13 protein-coding genes are annotated in these 17,893 nt (G+C 40.4%); 6 read left to right on the forward strand and 7 right to left on the reverse strand.

What is annotated here, in order from left to right:
* Positions 1-195: 195 nt before the first annotated feature.
* Complete coding sequence (locus ADJ60_RS08050; RefSeq protein ID WP_049544520.1) at positions 196-1,107, reverse strand: DMT family transporter; 912 nt, start codon at positions 1,105-1,107, stop codon at positions 196-198.
* Positions 1,108-1,189: 82 nt separating this feature from the next.
* A complete protein-coding gene (gene pbp1b, locus ADJ60_RS08055; protein ID WP_049544521.1) occupies positions 1,190-3,673 on the reverse strand; it encodes a penicillin-binding protein PBP1B in 2,484 nt (827 codons plus the stop codon).
* Positions 3,674-3,813: 140 nt separating this feature from the next.
* Between pbp1b and tyrS the strand changes: the two genes are divergently transcribed.
* Entirely contained in the window at positions 3,814-5,070 is a 1,257-nt protein-coding gene (gene tyrS / locus ADJ60_RS08060) for a tyrosine--tRNA ligase (protein WP_049544522.1), read from the forward strand.
* Between the two features lie 75 nt (positions 5,071-5,145).
* Here tyrS and ADJ60_RS08065 read toward each other — a convergent pair whose 3' ends face one another.
* Together ADJ60_RS08065 and ADJ60_RS08070 are read right to left on the reverse strand one after the other, a co-directional pair.
* A complete protein-coding gene (locus ADJ60_RS08065; protein ID WP_049544523.1) occupies positions 5,146-7,209 on the reverse strand; it encodes a heavy metal translocating P-type ATPase in 2,064 nt (687 codons plus the stop codon).
* Position 7,210: 1 nt separating this feature from the next.
* Entirely contained in the window at positions 7,211-7,489 is a 279-nt protein-coding gene (locus ADJ60_RS08070; RefSeq protein ID WP_000910910.1) for a DUF6110 family protein, read from the reverse strand.
* Between the two features lie 151 nt (positions 7,490-7,640).
* Here ADJ60_RS08070 and ADJ60_RS08075 point away from each other — a divergent pair, with 151 nt between their 5' ends.
* Positions 7,641-8,489 carry a putative RNA methyltransferase gene (locus ADJ60_RS08075; RefSeq protein WP_049544524.1) on the forward strand — a complete coding sequence of 283 codons (849 nt, stop codon included), beginning with the start codon at positions 7,641-7,643 and terminating at the stop codon, positions 8,487-8,489.
* Positions 8,490-8,594: 105 nt separating this feature from the next.
* On the opposite strand, the gene ADJ60_RS11755 is transcribed toward ADJ60_RS08075, so the two are convergent.
* From ADJ60_RS11755 to malQ, 3 genes are all read right to left on the reverse strand, one after another.
* Entirely contained in the window at positions 8,595-8,801 is a 207-nt protein-coding gene (locus tag ADJ60_RS11755) for a hypothetical protein (protein WP_000265676.1), read from the reverse strand.
* Positions 8,802-9,151: 350 nt separating this feature from the next.
* Positions 9,152-11,410, reverse strand: coding sequence for a glycogen/starch/alpha-glucan family phosphorylase (gene glgP / locus ADJ60_RS08085; RefSeq protein ID WP_049544525.1), 2,259 nt, complete (start codon positions 11,408-11,410; stop codon positions 9,152-9,154).
* A gap of 25 nt (positions 11,411-11,435) precedes the next feature.
* Entirely contained in the window at positions 11,436-12,953 is a 1,518-nt protein-coding gene (gene malQ / locus ADJ60_RS08090) for a 4-alpha-glucanotransferase (RefSeq protein WP_049544526.1), read from the reverse strand.
* Between the two features lie 477 nt (positions 12,954-13,430).
* Between malQ and ADJ60_RS08095 the strand changes: the two genes are divergently transcribed.
* From ADJ60_RS08095 to ADJ60_RS08110, 4 genes are all read left to right on the forward strand, one after another.
* Positions 13,431-14,702, forward strand: coding sequence for an extracellular solute-binding protein (locus tag ADJ60_RS08095; protein WP_023947615.1), 1,272 nt, complete (start codon positions 13,431-13,433; stop codon positions 14,700-14,702).
* A 110-nt stretch (positions 14,703-14,812) separates the two neighbouring features.
* Entirely contained in the window at positions 14,813-16,105 is a 1,293-nt protein-coding gene (locus ADJ60_RS08100; RefSeq protein ID WP_049544527.1) for a sugar ABC transporter permease, read from the forward strand.
* 1 nt (position 16,106) lies between these two features.
* Positions 16,107-16,949 (forward strand): sugar ABC transporter permease, encoded by an 843-nt coding sequence (locus ADJ60_RS08105; protein WP_001065647.1) that lies wholly within the window; start codon positions 16,107-16,109, stop codon positions 16,947-16,949.
* A gap of 142 nt (positions 16,950-17,091) precedes the next feature.
* On the forward strand, positions 17,092-17,892 hold the full coding sequence (locus ADJ60_RS08110; protein WP_020903392.1) for a DUF1189 domain-containing protein: 801 nt from the start codon (positions 17,092-17,094) through the stop codon (positions 17,890-17,892).
* The last annotated feature ends 1 nt before the right edge of the window (position 17,893 follow it).

A 17,893-nucleotide genomic window follows, 5' to 3' on the forward strand; every position in this document is an offset into this window, starting at 1 on the left:
TCTACCAAAAAAGGCCTCAAATTTGAAGCCTTTTTGTTTGTTTTTAGGTATGATTTTTAGGGATGTGAGATAAAACGTGCTGTCGGTAAAAGCAAGCCCCTACCGATACAACCTAAAAACACTCTTCACAACTATCTCCCCGTGTTTTATTGACTATTCTAGTATAGCACACTTTTAGAATTAAGAAAAGACTTTTTATTCACTTTCTTTAGCTTCTTCTATCGATAGGAAAATCATGGGTAAAATAATCAGGGCCATAGCTAGAAGAAGGGACCAATCCACTACCAAGCCTAAAAATAAAACACTCAAAAGGGCAGAAGAGAGAGGTTCACTGGCACTAATGACAGAAACCACCAAGGGAGAAACCAAGGACACCGCCTTCATGGAAATGAAAAAAGCAAAAGCCGTCCCAAAGAAAGCGATAATGAGACAAATCAAAATACTCCAAATATCAAGAGTAAAGGAAAGCTGGTAAACCGGCGAGAGGACATTGCTAAATAAACCTGCCAAAATCATCCCCCACCCAACCGTGGGTACAAACCCATAACGCTTAGCAAAAGGTTGAGGTAAGATAACATTAAACATGACCCCCATGGCGCTCAGCAAACCCGTCACAAGTGCTAGCGGTGTCATGGATAATTGAGAGAGATCTCCCTTTGTCGCCATCAAGCAAACACCCAACATGGCAACCAAAACATAAAAAATAGCGCTTTTTGACGCTCGTTTTTGATAAACCAAGCGATTGTAAAAGAGGATAAAGACAGGACTGATAAACTGTAAAATAGTTGCTGTCGCTGCATTTGAGTATTCTACACAGAGATAGAAAAAATACTGAACTGAAAAAATCCCCAAAATAGCATAGGCTAAAAAGGGTAGGTAATTTTTCTTATCTCGCCAAATATCTAGCACTTGCGATTTTAATTGTATTGCAGACCAAATGAGCACAAGACTCCCTGCTAGTGTCAAACGCATAGAGGTAATCCAGCCAGAGGACACTTGATAATGAGTAAAGAAATATTCTCCTAAAATTCCACAGATTCCCCAGATTAAGCCGGATAGGAGCGAATAAATAGTTCCTTTAACAATCTTTTTCTGATACCGATTCATACCTTTATTGTAACACGAAAGGAAAAAAGAAAAAAGTGGCAATCCATTGATTAGCCACTTCATTTAGAAAAGTTTAAAGAACTTATCGTCTCGCCCTTGAAGAAGAAGGTTTAGTAGCGCTTGAATTGCTACTATTGTTAGAACTACTACTTGAACTGCTATTCGAACTAGTATTTGAGCTAGAAGGAGTTGGTAGTGTGCTAACGATACTTGACCAAGCATTTTGGTAATCTGCTTCACTTCCTCCAATAGCAAAGTGATAGCTTGTTGTAGGAGCTCCCACTTTATTAGCCCAATAGCTCGTTACAGTAGCCCCTGAAAGATCCACTGTTTTTCCATTAACGGATACTTTGCCTGGCTTCTGTCCTGTAGATCTGAGGACCTGAGATTGGGTCACACTAGAATCAAGATTAAAGCGTTCATTGCCCCAAACACCAGGCTCAGCCTGTTGGATAGCATTGACCAAGTAAGCCATATATTTGGCATTTCGATAATGCCCAGCCCCCTTAGCCATTGGGCGGTTGTCATCATGCCCTAGCCAACCACCTAGAGTCAATCTTGGCGTCGAAAGCATGAGCCACATATTTTCATCTTCATTGGTTGTCCCAGTCTTACCAATCCAGTCTGCACGAGCTAAGCTTGAATTAATAGAAGCCAAATCCGTTTGGAAACTTGAAGTGATCCGAGATGAAATCACCTCACGAAGCAAACTCTGCATAATTGTTGCTGTTGCCTTCGAGTACACTTGAACTGGCTTGTATTGGAATTCATAGATTACTCTACCGTCAGATGATTCAATCTTAGAAATCACATGTTTCTGATGGTAGACACCGTTATTGGCAATTGTTTGATAACCATTGGTATGCTGGGCAACTGTGACTTCAATACCACCGCCCATAGGCAGACTTTCGATACCGTACTCCGGAATCTCGTAACCCATTTTCTCCATGTAACCCTTGACATCCACGCCCTTCTCACGCAGCATGCGATAGGTCCAATAGGCTGGGATATTCCACGAATAGTTCAAGGCTTCACCCAGGGTCATCATGCCTGTACCTGGACTATTTACATACATGATAGGATTTCCATTAGAGAATTTTGTTGGATAATTGGACAAGATACTAGCACTTCCCATCAAACCTTGGTCAATGGCAATACCGTAGGCCAACAAAGGCTTGGTTGTAGAGGCTGGCGAACGCTTAGTGTCGAAGGCGTGATTGTTTTGGTTAGTCTGGTAATTACGACCACCAACAAATCCTAGAACAGCCCCCGTTTTATTGTCCATCAAAACATTCCCTACTTCAGGCTGCCCAGTCGCATCATCTACCAAACGACCGTAGTTAGCAACTGCATTTTGCATGGCGTTATGGATTTTTTTATTGATCGTTGTCGTGATTTTATAGCCACCGTTACTTAGTTCCTGCTCAGCTCGCTCATGATAAGCCTTTTGAACCGCTTCCTTTTTCAACTCCTGACTAGAGACGTTGTCCTGTTGAACTAAATAATCATACATACGGTCTGTCGCTTCAGCCATAGCCGTAAAGTAAAGGTAATCCCTCGAAACAGCATTGATAGTTCCTGATGGCAAGAAATCTTGTTTGAGATTATAATCCTTGTACTGGTCGTATTCTTCTTGAGTCAGAGCACCCGTACGGTACATGTTGTAGAGAACATCCTTAGCCCGCTTCAAACCAAGTTTTAAGTCTTCATCACTCTTTAACTCTCCAGTATTTTCATAAGGGGAATAAGTAATCGGACTCTGTGGCAAACCTGCTAAGAAAGCGGCTTGAGGAATACTCAACTTGTTGGCATCGATACCGAAAATCCCTTCAGCAGCTTGCTGGGCACCTGCAATATTCTGTCCTTTATGATTTCGACCAAAGGGAGCAACATTGAGATAAGTGGTCAAGATTTCATCCTTACTCATGCTGCGTTCCAAGGCAAGGGCATCAACAATTTCTGTAGCCTTACGAGCCAAAGTCGGAGCATCTCCGACCACTTGTTGTTTGATTAACTGTTGGGTCAAGGTCGAGCCCCCACTAGACGAGCCCAAACCTGCAAAAGTTCCCAAAGTCGCCCGAATCACAGCTTTGGGCACAACCCCTTTATGTTCAAGAAAATGTTCGTCCTCAGTTGCAACGATAGCCTTTTTGAGATTGTCTGATATTTCCTCAGATGAAACAGAAGTTCGCAGTAGGTCACTCTCGATAGAAGCAATGACACTCCCATCTGCATAAACAATTTCTGAGATGGAAGAAATATTTTTAACCTGCTTGACCAAGTCCTCCGATTGGGGAACCTTAGCCTTGTCAAACAAAGCAACTCCATAACCAAGAGCTACACCAGCACCAAAAAGCCCACCGATAAAGCCTAGAATAAAGAGAGTATTCAAAATTCCCTTGATAGCAACTAAAATGCTACCTAGAATAGACAGAATTCTCCCACCTGTCCCATCCGACTGCTTCTCTTCTGAGACTTTCTCTGATTTTTTATGATTTATTTTTGATTTTAATCGCTGGAAAAATTCCAGCATTTTTCGTTTTAATTCATTTAATTGATTTTGCATGGATTTCCTCACTCTTTCTATTATACCATAAAAGGTAAACTTTCAATAAAATAGCCACTTTCTTCCCTATTCTACTAGGCTATTGCCCAAGTTTGTGATACAATAGGTAGAAACAATATTTTATAAAGGAGAAAAGACACATGCACATTTTTGATGAGCTAAAAGAGCGTGGTTTGATTTTTCAAACGACTGATGAAGAAGCTTTGCGTAAAGCCCTAGAAGAAGGTCAAGTTTCTTATTATACTGGCTATGATCCAACTGCTGACAGCCTTCACCTAGGCCACCTTGTCGCAATCTTGACAAGTCGTCGCTTGCAACTAGCAGGTCACAAACCTTATGCGCTCGTTGGCGGTGCTACAGGTCTCATCGGAGATCCGTCCTTCAAAGATGCTGAACGTAGTCTCCAAACAAAAGACACAGTAGATGGCTGGGTCAAGTCTATCCAAGGACAACTGTCTCGTTTTCTTGACTTTGAAAATGGTGAAAATAAAGCTGTCATGGTCAACAACTACGACTGGTTTGGCAGCATCAGCTTCATTGATTTCCTCCGTGATATCGGAAAATACTTTACTGTCAACTACATGATGAGCAAGGAGTCTGTGAAAAAACGGATCGAAACAGGAATTTCATACACTGAGTTTGCCTACCAAATCATGCAAGGTTACGACTTCTTCGTTCTTAACCAAGACCATAATGTCACTCTTCAAATCGGTGGTTCTGATCAGTGGGGAAATATGACAGCTGGTACCGAATTGCTTCGTCGTAAAGCTGACAAAACTGGCCACGTAATCACTGTTCCATTGATCACAGATGCAACTGGTAAGAAATTTGGTAAATCAGAAGGAAACGCAGTCTGGCTCAATCCTGAAAAGACTTCTCCATACGAAATGTACCAATTCTGGATGAACGTGATGGACGCTGACGCTGTTCGCTTCTTGAAGATCTTTACTTTCTTGTCACTTGATGAGATTGAAGACATCCGTAAACAATTTGAAGCAGCTCCACACGAACGCTTGGCTCAAAAAGTCTTGGCTCGTGAAGTCGTTACACTTGTTCACGGCGAAGAAGCTTACAAAGAAGCCCTCAACATCACTGAGCAACTCTTTGCAGGAAACATCAAAAACCTTTCTGTCAAAGAACTCAAACAAGGACTTCGTGGCGTGCCAAACTACCAAGTTCAAGCAGACGAAAACCTCAACATCGTGGAACTGCTCGTGTCATCTGGTGTAGTTAACTCAAAACGCCAAGCCCGTGAAGATGTCCAAAATGGAGCTATCTACGTAAACGGTGACCGCATCCAAGACCTTGACTATGTCTTGAGTAACGCAGATAAGTTAGAGAACGAACTGACTGTTATCCGTCGTGGAAAGAAAAAATATTTTGTATTGACTTACTAAACTGTTCAACATTTACCTATAAAAAAGGAGTTAACCTCGAGAAAGGTAACTCCTTTTTGTTGTTGATATCCACATCTATCTAGCCTTAATAGACAGGCTACGCAGGACTATGCGTAAGGTTGTTAGATTATGTAAGATAGAGAGATTTGAAGGACTGAGCCAATTAAACAAGCCAAAGCCAATCAAACTACTATTTACGACAACGGTATCTTGAATATTCTTCTTGATGAGTGTTTGCAAAGATGATGATAGCGAATCCAACTCTTGGAAGAAATCCAAACGATTATCTAACAATAAGATATCGCTCATCTGCTTAGAAATATCTGCACTCTCATTCATCACCACACCGATATCTGATAGGGTTAGAGCCGCTGAGTCATTCAACCCATCCCCAACCATCAAAATAGTGTGACCTGCTTTCTGCAGTTCCTCTACTAACTCAAATTTTCCATCAGGTTTCAAGTCTGTATAGACCTGATCAAAGGGCAAATCTTTGACTAATTCCTCTGTTCTAACCAAGGTGTCCCCTGTTGCCAGAATCAATTTTTTTCCTTGTGCCTTAAGTTTCTCCAAGGCTGCTTTTGCTTCTTTTCTCAAAGGAGTATGAATGCAGAACATTCCAATCAATTCATTCTGATAAGCCAAGAATAAGAGATTGTAGTGACTCTTGTACTCTTCAATTAAAGCATTTTGTTCTGAACTGATATGAATCTGTTCATCCTGCATCAAGACATAATTCCCAATAAGAACTGGTTGCCCATCTATATGAGATTTAATCCCCTTGCTTGCGATATATTGGAGTTTCCCATGCATTTCCTCATGTTCAATTCCCTCTATCTCAGCTTGCTTGACGATAGCATTAGCAATAGGATGATAAATGTGTTCCTCAAGACAGGCACTGATTCTGAGAATATCTTCCTCACTATAGTCCCCAAAAGGTAACACCTTTTCAACTATAGGATAACTAGTTGTGATTGTTCCCGTCTTATCAAACAAGAAAGTATCAACTTCCAGATATTTCTCCAGAACATCCCCATCCTTAATCACCATTTCACGATTCAACCCCTCCTTGATAGCTGTCAAATAAGCTACAGGAGTAGAGATTTTCAAAGCGCAGGAGAAATCGACCAATAGGAAAGAAATAGCCTTCGAAAAAGAACCTGTCAATAGGTAAGTCAGCCCAGCCCCCAAGAAATTATATTTGACGACCTTGTCCGCCATCTTGATGAAATAGCGTTGTTTCGTTTTCTTGTTTTCTTCAGATTTCTTCATCAACTCAATCAGCTGTAAAATCCGGCTGTTCATCTGATTATCGGTTACACGAATGCGCAACTCTCCAGTTTCTAATACTGTATTTGCACAAACCAAATCAGACTCTCTTTTTTCAACTGGAAAACTCTCTCCCGTCAAGGAACTTTCGTTGACCATACCTAAACCTGAAACTACTTGTCCATCAAACAGAATTTCATTTCCTTGAGATAGGACCAAGACATCTCCTATTTGAACATCGGAACTCTTGATACTAACGACCGTATCGCCCTGTACTAGGAATACATCGCTCTCTTTTGCAAGAAGGCTTTGTTCTAAATCTGTTGCAGTTTTTTTCAAGGACCACTGATCTAAATGATTTCCCAAATCAAGCATAAACATGATATTGCTAGCTGTCTTGGATTGGTTCATAAACAAGGACAATAAAATCGCCGAACAGTCCAAGACCTCCATCGTTAGTTCCTTACGCGCTAGGGTCTGATAGGCTTCTCTAACATAACCCAAAGCCTGATAACAAGTCCATATATAGCGAATAGGATACGGCACAAAACTACGAAAAATCATACGCTTAATCGCTGCACCTGAAACAATAGAATAAGCACTCTCTTCTCTACGAATGGGAAGAGTCATCAACTCAGAAACTTTCCCTTTATCAATTCTTTTTAAAAAGGCTTCTGCATTATCTAATACAGAAAAGCCTTCTTTTATACGTAGAGTAAAGTGCTGTTGATCCATGTAAAACTGGATAGACTCAATCCCCTTTTCATCTCTCGCCAAGGAACGAAGATAGTCTTGAATATCCAAGGTGAGTGAAAAAGAAGATGATAGTCGGATATGTTGGTATCCTCTATGTAGCACTTTAAAAGACATATTATTCTCCTATAAGGCTATCTAATTGCTCTTCTTTTTTCTCTTGCTCGTACAAATATTTGGCATCTTGCAAGACATCGTCTCCATGTTGTTTCACAACAGAAACAGATGCATCTAGCCCGTCTTTCAACTTGTAAGCCTTAGCCAAAGCTTTAGAATAACCTTTTTTAGCTTCCTTACTTGCTAAGATTTTCAAGCCAAGGGTACCAAATGCGACACCACCCAAAAAGAGTGATGATTTTTTCGCAACTTTTGCAACGGTTAATACTTCTTTTAACATACTTATTTCCTCCTTATCATTATTATATAGAAATTTAGATATAAAAGCAATTTTATTCTATAAATTGGAGAATTAGTTTTATTTCTACTGAATCTCCCATCTACTTATTCCTAAAGTTGCTTTCATTTGCCTCTTTTGATACACTTAAACTATGAATACAAATCTCAAACCCAAACTTCAACGTTTTGCTTCTGCTACTGCCTTTGCCTGTCCCATCTGTCAAGAAAATCTGACTCTGCTAGAGACTAGTCTCAAATGCTGCAATCGTCATTCTTTCGACTTAGCAAAATTTGGCTATGTCAATCTGGCACCTCAAATCAAGCAATCTGCCAACTACGACAAGGAAAATTTTCAAAACCGTCAACAAATCCTAGAAGCCGGCTTTTATCAGGCTATTCTAGAGGTCATCTCTGATTTACTTTCAAACTCAAAAAATGCCAAAACAATTTTAGATATCGGTTGTGGCGAAGGATTCTATTCTCGCAAACTTCAAGAAAGTCATCCTGACAAAACCTTCTATGCCTTCGACATCTCCAAAGATTCTGTCCAAATCGCTGCCAAGAGCGAACCCAACTGGGCAGTCAATTGGTTCGTTGGTGACTTAGCTCGTCTTCCTATAAAAGACGCCAGCATGGATATCTTACTTGATATCTTTTCCCCTGCCAATTACGGAGAATTTCGTCGCGTTTTATCCAAAGACGGTATCTTGATAAAGGTTATTCCAACTAAAAATCACCTCAAGGAAATCCGTCAGAAGGTACAAGACCAGCTGACAAACAAGGACTATTCCAACCAAGATATCAAAAATCATTTCCAAGATCACTTTACCATCCTATCTAGTCAAACTGCCTCACTAACCCAGTCTATCACAGCAAAGCAGCTCCAAGCCCTACTCAGTATGACTCCTCTCCTCTTTCACATCGACCAGAGCAAGATTGACTGGAGCCAACTGACAGAGATTACCATTGAAGCAGAGATTTTGGTTGGGAGAGAACTATAATTGACACAAAAAACCGCATTTCAAGAAGATCTGCGGTTTTAAATTTCAATTTTTAAACTATCTATCCCAAAAGTCTAAAACATTTAAAGCTTTTAGCTTCTCCATTTATTTTCGATTCGAAATAAAAAACTTATCAATAAATAGCAAGTGAAATAAGGCAAGTGTAATTCCCGATAAGCACCCATGATAAGAGATTTCTTGATGGGTAAGGGGGTAAAGATTACTATTACCCGCCAAGAGGCATGTTAAAATAACAAATAAAATCCAAAATAAATCAGTCCATTTATATTTTGAAAAATATTTTTTCCACATAAGAACACCTTCTTTCCTACAATCATATTATAATACTTTGTGTAAGTGAATACAAGAGATATGAGGTAATCAACTACGAAGAAGCATGAGGTTGAAAGACAGTAAAACCAACTTTTTAAACGTTCAATGTGTCTATGATTTCTCTCTTTTTAAGACAAGATTGGCTCAAATCCATAGCATTCAAAAAAGCGAATTTCAATCGAAATTCGCTTTATAGGAAAGTGTATTAGTCTAAATCTTGTATCTTATACTCAATGAAAATCAAAGAGCAAACTAGGAAGCTAGCCGCAGGCTGTACTTGAGTACGGCAAGGCAACGCTGACGTGGTTTGAAGAGATTTTCGAAGAGTATTAATTCAAGTGCCAGATATCTTCGTTATACTGAGCGATTGTACGGTCAGATGAGAAGAATCCTGCTTTAGAAATGTTAACGATAACTTTATCCAACCATGCGTCACGGTCTTCGTAGTCAGCCAACATTTGCTCTTTGACTTTGATGTAGTCTTCCAAGTCAAGAAGAGTCATGAACCAGTCTTTGTTGATCAATTCCTTGTAAAGACGTTCCAAGCGCTCTTTGTTTCCAGCTGCAAGAACTGCATCGCTAACGATGAAGTCAACCAATGGTTTGATAGCTTTACGGGCGTAGAATTCGCTTGATTTGTAAGCTGCTTTTGCGTAAAGGTCGATAACAGTTTCTGAATCTTCACCAAAGATGTAGATGTTTTCGTCGCCAACCAACTCAGCGATTTCCACGTTAGCACCGTCCATAGTACCAAGTGTCAAAGCTCCGTTCAACATGAATTTCATGTTACCAGTACCTGAAGCTTCTTTAGAAGCAAGTGAGATTTGTTCTGAGATATCACATGCTGGGATAAGGAAGCTTGCTGCAGTAACGTTGTAGTTTTCAACCATAACTACTTGCAGGTGTGGAGCTACTGCTGGATCGTTAGCAATAACTTCTGACATGCAAAGGATCAAGTGGATGATGTCTTGAGCAATTGTGTAGGCTGGAGCTGCTTTACCACCAAAGAAGATTGTGATTGGGCGAGCAGGGATGTTCCCAGCTTTGATGTCAAGATATTTGTGGATTACGTACAAAGCGTTCATTTGTTGGCGTTTGTACTCGTGAAGACGTTTGATTTGGATATCAAAGATAGAGTTTGGATTGATTTCCACACCTTGGTGTTCTTTCAAGTGACGAGCCAATTTACGTTTGTTGTGAGCCTTGATGCTTTCCAATTTTTCTTTGACAGCTGCTTTGTCTTCATAAGACAAGAGTTTTTCAAGCTCATCTGCTTCATGGTGCCAACCTTCTCCAAGAATCTCATCCAAGTAGTGAGACAAGCTTGGGTTAGCATGCATGAGCCAACGACGGAAAGTGATACCGTTTGTTTTGTTGTTGAATTTTTCTGGGTAAAGGTCGTAGAAAGCTTTCAACTCAGAGTTCTTCAAGATTTCAGTGTGAAGTGCTGCTACTCCGTTAACACTGTATCCGTAGTGGATATCCATGTGAGCCATGTGAACACGTCCACTCTCGTCAATAATTTGAACAGCTGGATCTTTCACTTCTGCTTTCACACGACGGTCCAATTCTTCGATGATTGGTACCAAGTGAGGAACCACTTCTTGCAAGAATTCAAGAGGCCATTTTTCAAGGGCTTCAGCAAGGATTGTGTGGTTAGTGTAGGCAGTCATGCTACGAACGATTGAGATTGCTTCATCAAGATCGATACCACGAGCAGTCAAAAGACGGATCAATTCAGGGATGACCATTGATGGGTGAGTATCGTTGATTTGTACAACTGCGTAATCAGCAAGGTCATGCAAGTTGCTTCCTTTTTCGATTGCTTCGTCGATGATCAATTGCGCACCGTTTGAAACCATGAAATATTGTTGGAAGATACGGAGCAATTCACCTTGACGGTCACTATCATCTGGGTAAAGGAAAAGAGTCAAGTTGCGAGCGATGTCCGTCTTGTCAAAGTTGATACCATCTTCGATGATAGAAGAATCAACTGAATCCAAGTCAAACAAACGCAAGCGGTTCTTAGTTTCTGTCTTGTAACCAGGTACATCGATATCGTAAAGAGTTGATGTCAATGTGAAGTGAGCAAATGGCACTTGGTAGCTACGGCTTGAACGAACCAACCAGTTTTGCTCTGTCAACCATGCATTTGGAATTGTTTCTTGTTGATTATTTTTAAGAACTTGTTGGAAAAGACCGTAGTGGTAGTTAAGACCAACACCGTCACCGTTCAAACCAAGAGTAGCAATTGAGTCGATAAAGCAGGCAGCCAAACGTCCCAAACCACCATTACCAAGAGATGGTTCCAATTCAACTTCTTCAACTTCGATCAAATCTTTACCTGCAGCTGCAAGTTCTTTTTTGACATCGTCGTAAAGACCAAGGTTGATCAAGTTGTTTGACAAAAGTTTACCAATCAAGAACTCAGCTGAGATGTAGTAAACTTTTTTCTTACCAGTGTTAACTGGTTTTTTGCTACTTGCAAGCTTGCTGTAGTTAAGAAGAGCCAGGTAAAGCTCTTCATTGCTACATTCTGCAATGGTTTTATTGTAACGATTTTGTACAAATTCTTGTAGTGATAACATGTTTAAGGTGTCTCCTGATATTGTATTATTTCTTTAATTCTACCAAATTTTCATTGATTCGGCGATAGATTGTTGTCAAGTCAAGCAAGCCTTCCTCGACAGCTGGTGTCAATTGATCTTCAGTCATACGCCAAGACCAGTTTCCACCAAGGGTAGATGGGAAGTTCATACGAGCTGCCTCATCCAATTCTAGCAAATCTTGCATAGTTGCAATTGCCATGAAGCTAACTGATGAAAAGACTGTACGAAGCATAGCATGTGGCACTGTTTCGTATTCTTTACGGTTAGTGTAGCGAGCCATGTATTCACGAGTCGCATCATCGATCTCGTTACGGTACCAACCAAGTACCGTATTGTTATCGTGTGTTCCTGTGTACATAACTGAGTTAGCAGGTGCCAAGTGTGGGCTATCGATGCTTTCGTCTTCTGGGTTGAATGCAAATTGAAGAATCTTCATTCCTGGGAAGCCAGTACGTTCACGCAATTCGATAACTTCGTCTGTCATGAAACCAAGGTCTTCTGCGATGATGTTTAACTCACCAAGTTCTTCCTTAACGGCTGCAAAAAGCTTGTAGCCAGGACCTTTCACCCACTCACCAGGTGCTGCTGTATCGGAACCAGCAGGGATTTCCCAGTAAGATTCGAAGCCGCGGAAGTGGTCGATACGAACGATATCGTAGATTTTGAAGCTTTCACGCAAGCGTTCAATCCACCATTTGTAGCCGTCTTTGTCCATTGCTTCCCAGTCATAGATTGGGTTACCCCAAAGCTGACCAGTTGCAGAAAATTCATCTGGTGGGCATCCTGCGATGCAAGTCGCCTTACCGTTGACATCTGTCTTGAAGAGATGTGGATTTGCCCACATATCGCTTGAATCTTCCGCTACGTAGATTGGCATGTCTCCAACGATTTCGATGTGGTTGTCGTTAGCGTAAGCTTTCAATTTCAACCATTGTTGGAAGAAGAAGTATTGAGTCACACGGTGGTAAACCAACTTGTCTGCCAATTGCTCACGGTAGCTTTCAAGTGCTGAAGCTTTACGAGCACGAGCATCTGCATCTGGCCATTCAGTCCAAGCAAGATTGTCAAAATGCTCTTTGATAGCCATATACTCTGCAAAGAGTTCAAGCCATGATTGGTTGTCTTGAGCGAATTTCTCAAAATCTTTAACATCTCCTACTTCCAAGAAACGTTTTACCGCTTTTTCTAAAAGAGGACGACGTGCATAGTAGATTTTCGCATAATCAACTTCAGAAGCATCACTACCAAAGTCAACTCCTTCAAGGTCACTTGCTTGCAACAAGCCTTGTTTCACCAAGATATCTAAATCGATAAAATGAGTGTTCCCTGCGAAGGCTGAGAAAGATTGGTAAGGAGAGTCTCCGTAACTAGTTGTTCCTAGTGGAAGGATTTGCCAGTAACGTTGTTTTGTGCGAACCAAGAAATCAACGAAGTCGTAAGCACTTTTACCAAATGATCCGATTCCGTATGCCCCTGGAAGAGAAGAAATGTGCATCAACACACCACTTTGACGTTTTTTCATAATAAGCACCTCATGTGTTTATAGTTAGATATTACATTTTTATGAACGCAAACGTTTGCGCTATTACTAGTATAACTCATTTTCTTGATAAATGCAAGCGGTTTTAAATAACTTTTTTGATTATTTTTTTAAATTTTTTCTTCTTACTTGTATATATATCCTTTCAGGAAACAAACAAAATAGGAATAAGGGTTTCACTTACCTTATTAAGCAAAAATAAAGTGAGAATCCTCTCTGCTTTCCATTTGTAAATTAGGCAATCGTTTTCTCAACTTTTTTTAAATTTAAAACAAAACCAATTTTTGGGATTTTCTACTATTATATGATGATGAAGCGTTTACTTTTTTTACAATTTTTTTAAAAATTTTTACAAAAAACACTTGCAACCGCTTTCTGATTGTGTTATACTAGTCCCATAAAGGAAAACGTTTGCGTTTCCTCATTATAAAATTTGTTATTCTTTAGGAGGAATACACTATGTCATCTAAATTCATGAAGAGCGCTGCTGTGCTTGGAACTGCTACACTTGCTAGCTTGCTTTTGGTAGCTTGCGGAAGCAAAACTGCTGATAAGCCTGCTGATTCTGGTTCATCTGAAGCCAAAGAACTCACTTTCTACGTTGAAGACCAATATAAAGCCTTTGCTGAATCAGCTGCAAAAGCTTACGAAAAAGAAGCTGGCGTAAAAGTTACCATCAAAACAGGAGACCAAATGGGTGGGCTTGACAAACTTTCTCTTGACAACCAATCAGGTCAAGCTGCTGACGTTATGATGGCTCCATACGACCGTGTAGGTAGCCTTGGTACTGACGGACAACTTTCAGAAGTTAAATTGAGCGACGGCGCTAAAACAGATGATAAAACTAAATCTCTTGTAACAGCTGCTGATGGTAAAGTTTACGGTGCTCCTGCTGTTATCGAGTCACTTGTTATGTACTACAACAAAGACTTGGTAAAAGAAGCTCCAAAAACTTTTGCTGACTTAGAAAACCTTGCTAAAGATAGCAAATATGCCTTCGCTGGAGAAGATGGAAAAACTTCTGCTTTCCTAGCTGACTGGACAAACTTCTACTATGCATATGGACTTCTTGCTGGTAACGGTGCTTACGTATTCGGACAAAACGGTAAAGACGCCAAAGATATCGGTCTTGCAAACGACGGTTCTATCGCAGGTATCAACTACGCTAAATCTTGGTATGAAAAATGGCCTAAAGGTATGCAAGATACTGAAGGTGCTGGCAACTTAATCCAAACTCAATTCCAAGAAGGTAAAACAGCTGCTATCATCGACGGACCTTGGAAAGCTCAAGCCTTTAAAGATGCTAAAGTAAACTACGGTGTTGCAACTATCCCAACTCTTCCAAATGGAAAAGAATATGCTGCATTCGGTGGTGGTAAAGCTTGGATCATCCCATCAAGCACTAAGAACCTTGAAGGCGCTCAAAAATTTGTAGACTTCCTTGTTTCAACTGAAGAACAAAAAGCCTTCTACGATACAACTAACGAAATCCCAGCTAACACTGAAGCTCGTACATATGCTGAAGGTAAAAATGATGAGTTGACAACAGCTGTTATCAAACAGTTCAAGAACGCTCAACCAATGCCAAACATTTCTCAAATGTCTGCAGTTTGGGATCCAGCGAAAACTATGCTCTTTGATGCTGTAAGTGGTAAGAAAGATGCGAAAACAGCTGCTAACGACGCTGTAACATTGATCAAAGAAACAATCAAACAAAAATTTGGTGAATAAAAAATTTGTTCAAGGGGGGTGGAAATCAAATCCCCCTTTGAATTTATCAATCAAAAACATATATAGTTTAGGTTTTAATTAGAAACCAGTATCCTATGAAAGGAGTTATTATGGAAAAGCAACAACCTAGTAAAGCAGCTCTGCTGTCTATCATTCCTGGGTTAGGACAGATTTACAATAAACAAAAAGCCAAAGGTTTTATCTTCCTTGGTGTAACCATCGTATTCGTCCTTTACTTCCTAGCACTTGCAGCCCCTGAATTGAGCAATCTCATCACTCTTGGTGACAAACCAGGTCGTGATAATTCCCTCTTTATGCTGATTCGTGGTGCCTTCCATTTAATCTTTGTAGTTGTTTATGTACTCTTTTATTTCGCAAATATCAAAGACGCACATACAACTGCCAAACACATTAACAATGGCATACCAGTAGCACTTACCTTTAAAGAAATGGTCAAAGGAATCTATGAAAATGGCTTCCCTTACCTCTTAATCATTCCATCTTACATTGCCATGACTTTTGCGATTATCTTCCCAGTTATCGTAACCTTGATGATCGCCTTTACCAACTACGACTTCCAACACTTGCCACCAAACAAATTGTTGGACTGGGTTGGTTTGACCAACTTTACAAACATTTGGAGCTTGAGTACCTTCCGTTCTGCCTTTGGTGCCGTCCTTTCTTGGACTATCATCTGGGCTTTATCTGCCTCAACTTTACAGATCGTCATTGGTATCTTCACAGCTATCATTGCTAACCAACCATTTATCAAAGGAAAACGTATCTTCGGTGTTATTTTCCTTCTTCCTTGGGCTGTCCCAGCCTTCATCACTATCCTGACATTCTCAAACATGTTTAACGATAGTGTTGGTGCTATCAACACTCAAGTATTGCCAATCTTGGCTAAATTCCTTCCTTTCCTTGATGGTGCTCTTATTCCTTGGAAAACAGACCCAACTTGGACTAAGATTGCCTTGATTATGATGCAAGGTTGGCTTGGATTCCCATATATCTACGTTTTGACCTTGGGTATCTTGCAATCTATTCCTAACGACCTTTACGAAGCAGCTTATATTGACGGTGCTAATGCTTGGCAAAAATTCCGCAACATCACTTTCCCAATGATCTTGGCTGTTGCTGCACCTACTTTGATTAGCCAATACACCTTCAACTTTAACAACTTCTCTATCATGTACCTCTTCAATGGTGGAGGTCCTGGTAGTGTCGGAGGGGGAGCTGGTTCAACCGATATCTTGATCTCATGGATCTACCGTTTGACAACAGGTACATCTCCTCGATACTCAATGGCGGCAGCTGTTACCTTGATTATCTCTATCATTGTCATCTCAATCTCTATGATCGCATTCAAGAAACTACACGCATTTGATATGGAGGACGTCTAAGATGAATAACTCAATTAAACTCAAACGTAGACTGACTCAAACCCTTACTTACCTCTACTTAATTGGCCTATCAATCGTGATTATCTATCCACTTTTGATTACCATCATGTCAGCCTTTAAAGCAGGTAACGTCTCAGCCTTTAAACTAGATACTAATATCGACCTCAATTTTGATAACTTTAAAGGCCTCTTTACTGAAACCCTATACGGTACTTGGTATCTCAACACTTTGATTATCGCCTTAATTACTATGGCTGTTCAAACAAGTATTATCGTACTTGCTGGTTATGCTTACAGCCGTTACAACTTCTTGGCTCGTAAACAAAGTTTGGTCTTCTTCTTGATTATCCAAATGGTGCCAACCATGGCCGCTTTGACAGCCTTCTTCGTTATGGCACTTATGTTGAACGCCCTTAACCACAGCTGGTTCCTCATCTTCCTCTACGTTGGTGGTGGTATCCCGATGAATGCTTGGCTCATGAAAGGCTACTTCGATACAGTGCCAATGTCTCTAGACGAATCTGCAAAACTAGACGGTGCAGGACACTTCCGCCGCTTCTGGCAAATTGTTCTTCCACTTGTTCGCCCAATGGTTGCCGTACAAGCTCTCTGGGCCTTCATGGGACCTTTTGGAGACTATATCCTTTCTAGTTTCTTGCTTCGTGAGAAAGAATACTTTACTGTTGCCGTAGGTCTCCAAACCTTCGTTAGCAATGTGAAAAACTTGAAGATTGCCTACTTCTCAGCAGGTGCTATCCTCATTGCCCTTCCAATCTGTATTCTCTTCTTCTTCCTACAAAAGAACTTTGTTTCAGGACTTACAAGTGGTGGCGACAAGGGATAATTTATCCCCGCCACCCTTTTTCATTTTAAAACTTGTTACTGTAAAACTATCCTTGTAGCAAGCAATTTATCTCCTAGACTTGAAATAAAGCACATTTCTCTATATAATACTCATATAGAAAACACCTTTTAGAAAGATACCTATGCTTCCATATCCATTTTCCTATTTTTCAAGTATTTGGGGATTTCGTAAGCCCCTGTCCAAACGTTTCGGACTCAACTGGTTCCAACTTCTCTTTACCAGTATCTTCCTTATCAGCTTATCTATGGTACCTATTGCCATCCAAAACAGCTCGCAGGAGACTTATCCGCTAGAAACCTTTATCGATAATGTCTATGAACCATTGACAGATAAGGTTGTACAGGATCTCTCTGAACACGCTACAATTGTTGATGGCAAATTAACTTATACTGGAACAGCTAGTCAAGAGCCTTCTATTGTGATCGGTCCAAGTCAAAGCAAGGAATTACCTAAGGACTTGCAACTGCATTTCGATACGAATGAGCTCGTCATCAGCAAAGAAAGTAAAGAACTGACCCGTGTCTCTTACCGAGCGATTGAGACTGAGAGTTTCAAAAGTAAAGACAGCTTGACCCAAGCCATTTCTAAAGACTGGTACCAGCAGAATCGTGTCTATATCAGTCTCTTTCTAGTTCTCGGTGCGAGCTTCCTCTTTGGTTTGAATTTCTTTATCGTCTCTCTAGGAGCGAGTCTTCTCCTTTATATCACTAAGAAATCACGCCTCTTTTCATTTAGGACCTTTAAAGAGTGCTACCATTTTATCTTGAACTGTTTAGGATTACCAACTCTGATTACACTTATTTTGGGACTCTTTGGCCAAAATATGTCAAACCTCATCACTGTACAAAACATTCTTTTTGTTCTGTATCTGGTCACTATCTTTTATAAAACGCATTTCCGTGATCCAGATTACCATAAATAGG

It is taken from the genome of Streptococcus pseudopneumoniae (genome assembly GCF_001076775.1).
Lineage (GTDB): Bacteria > Bacillota > Bacilli > Lactobacillales > Streptococcaceae > Streptococcus > Streptococcus pseudopneumoniae_G.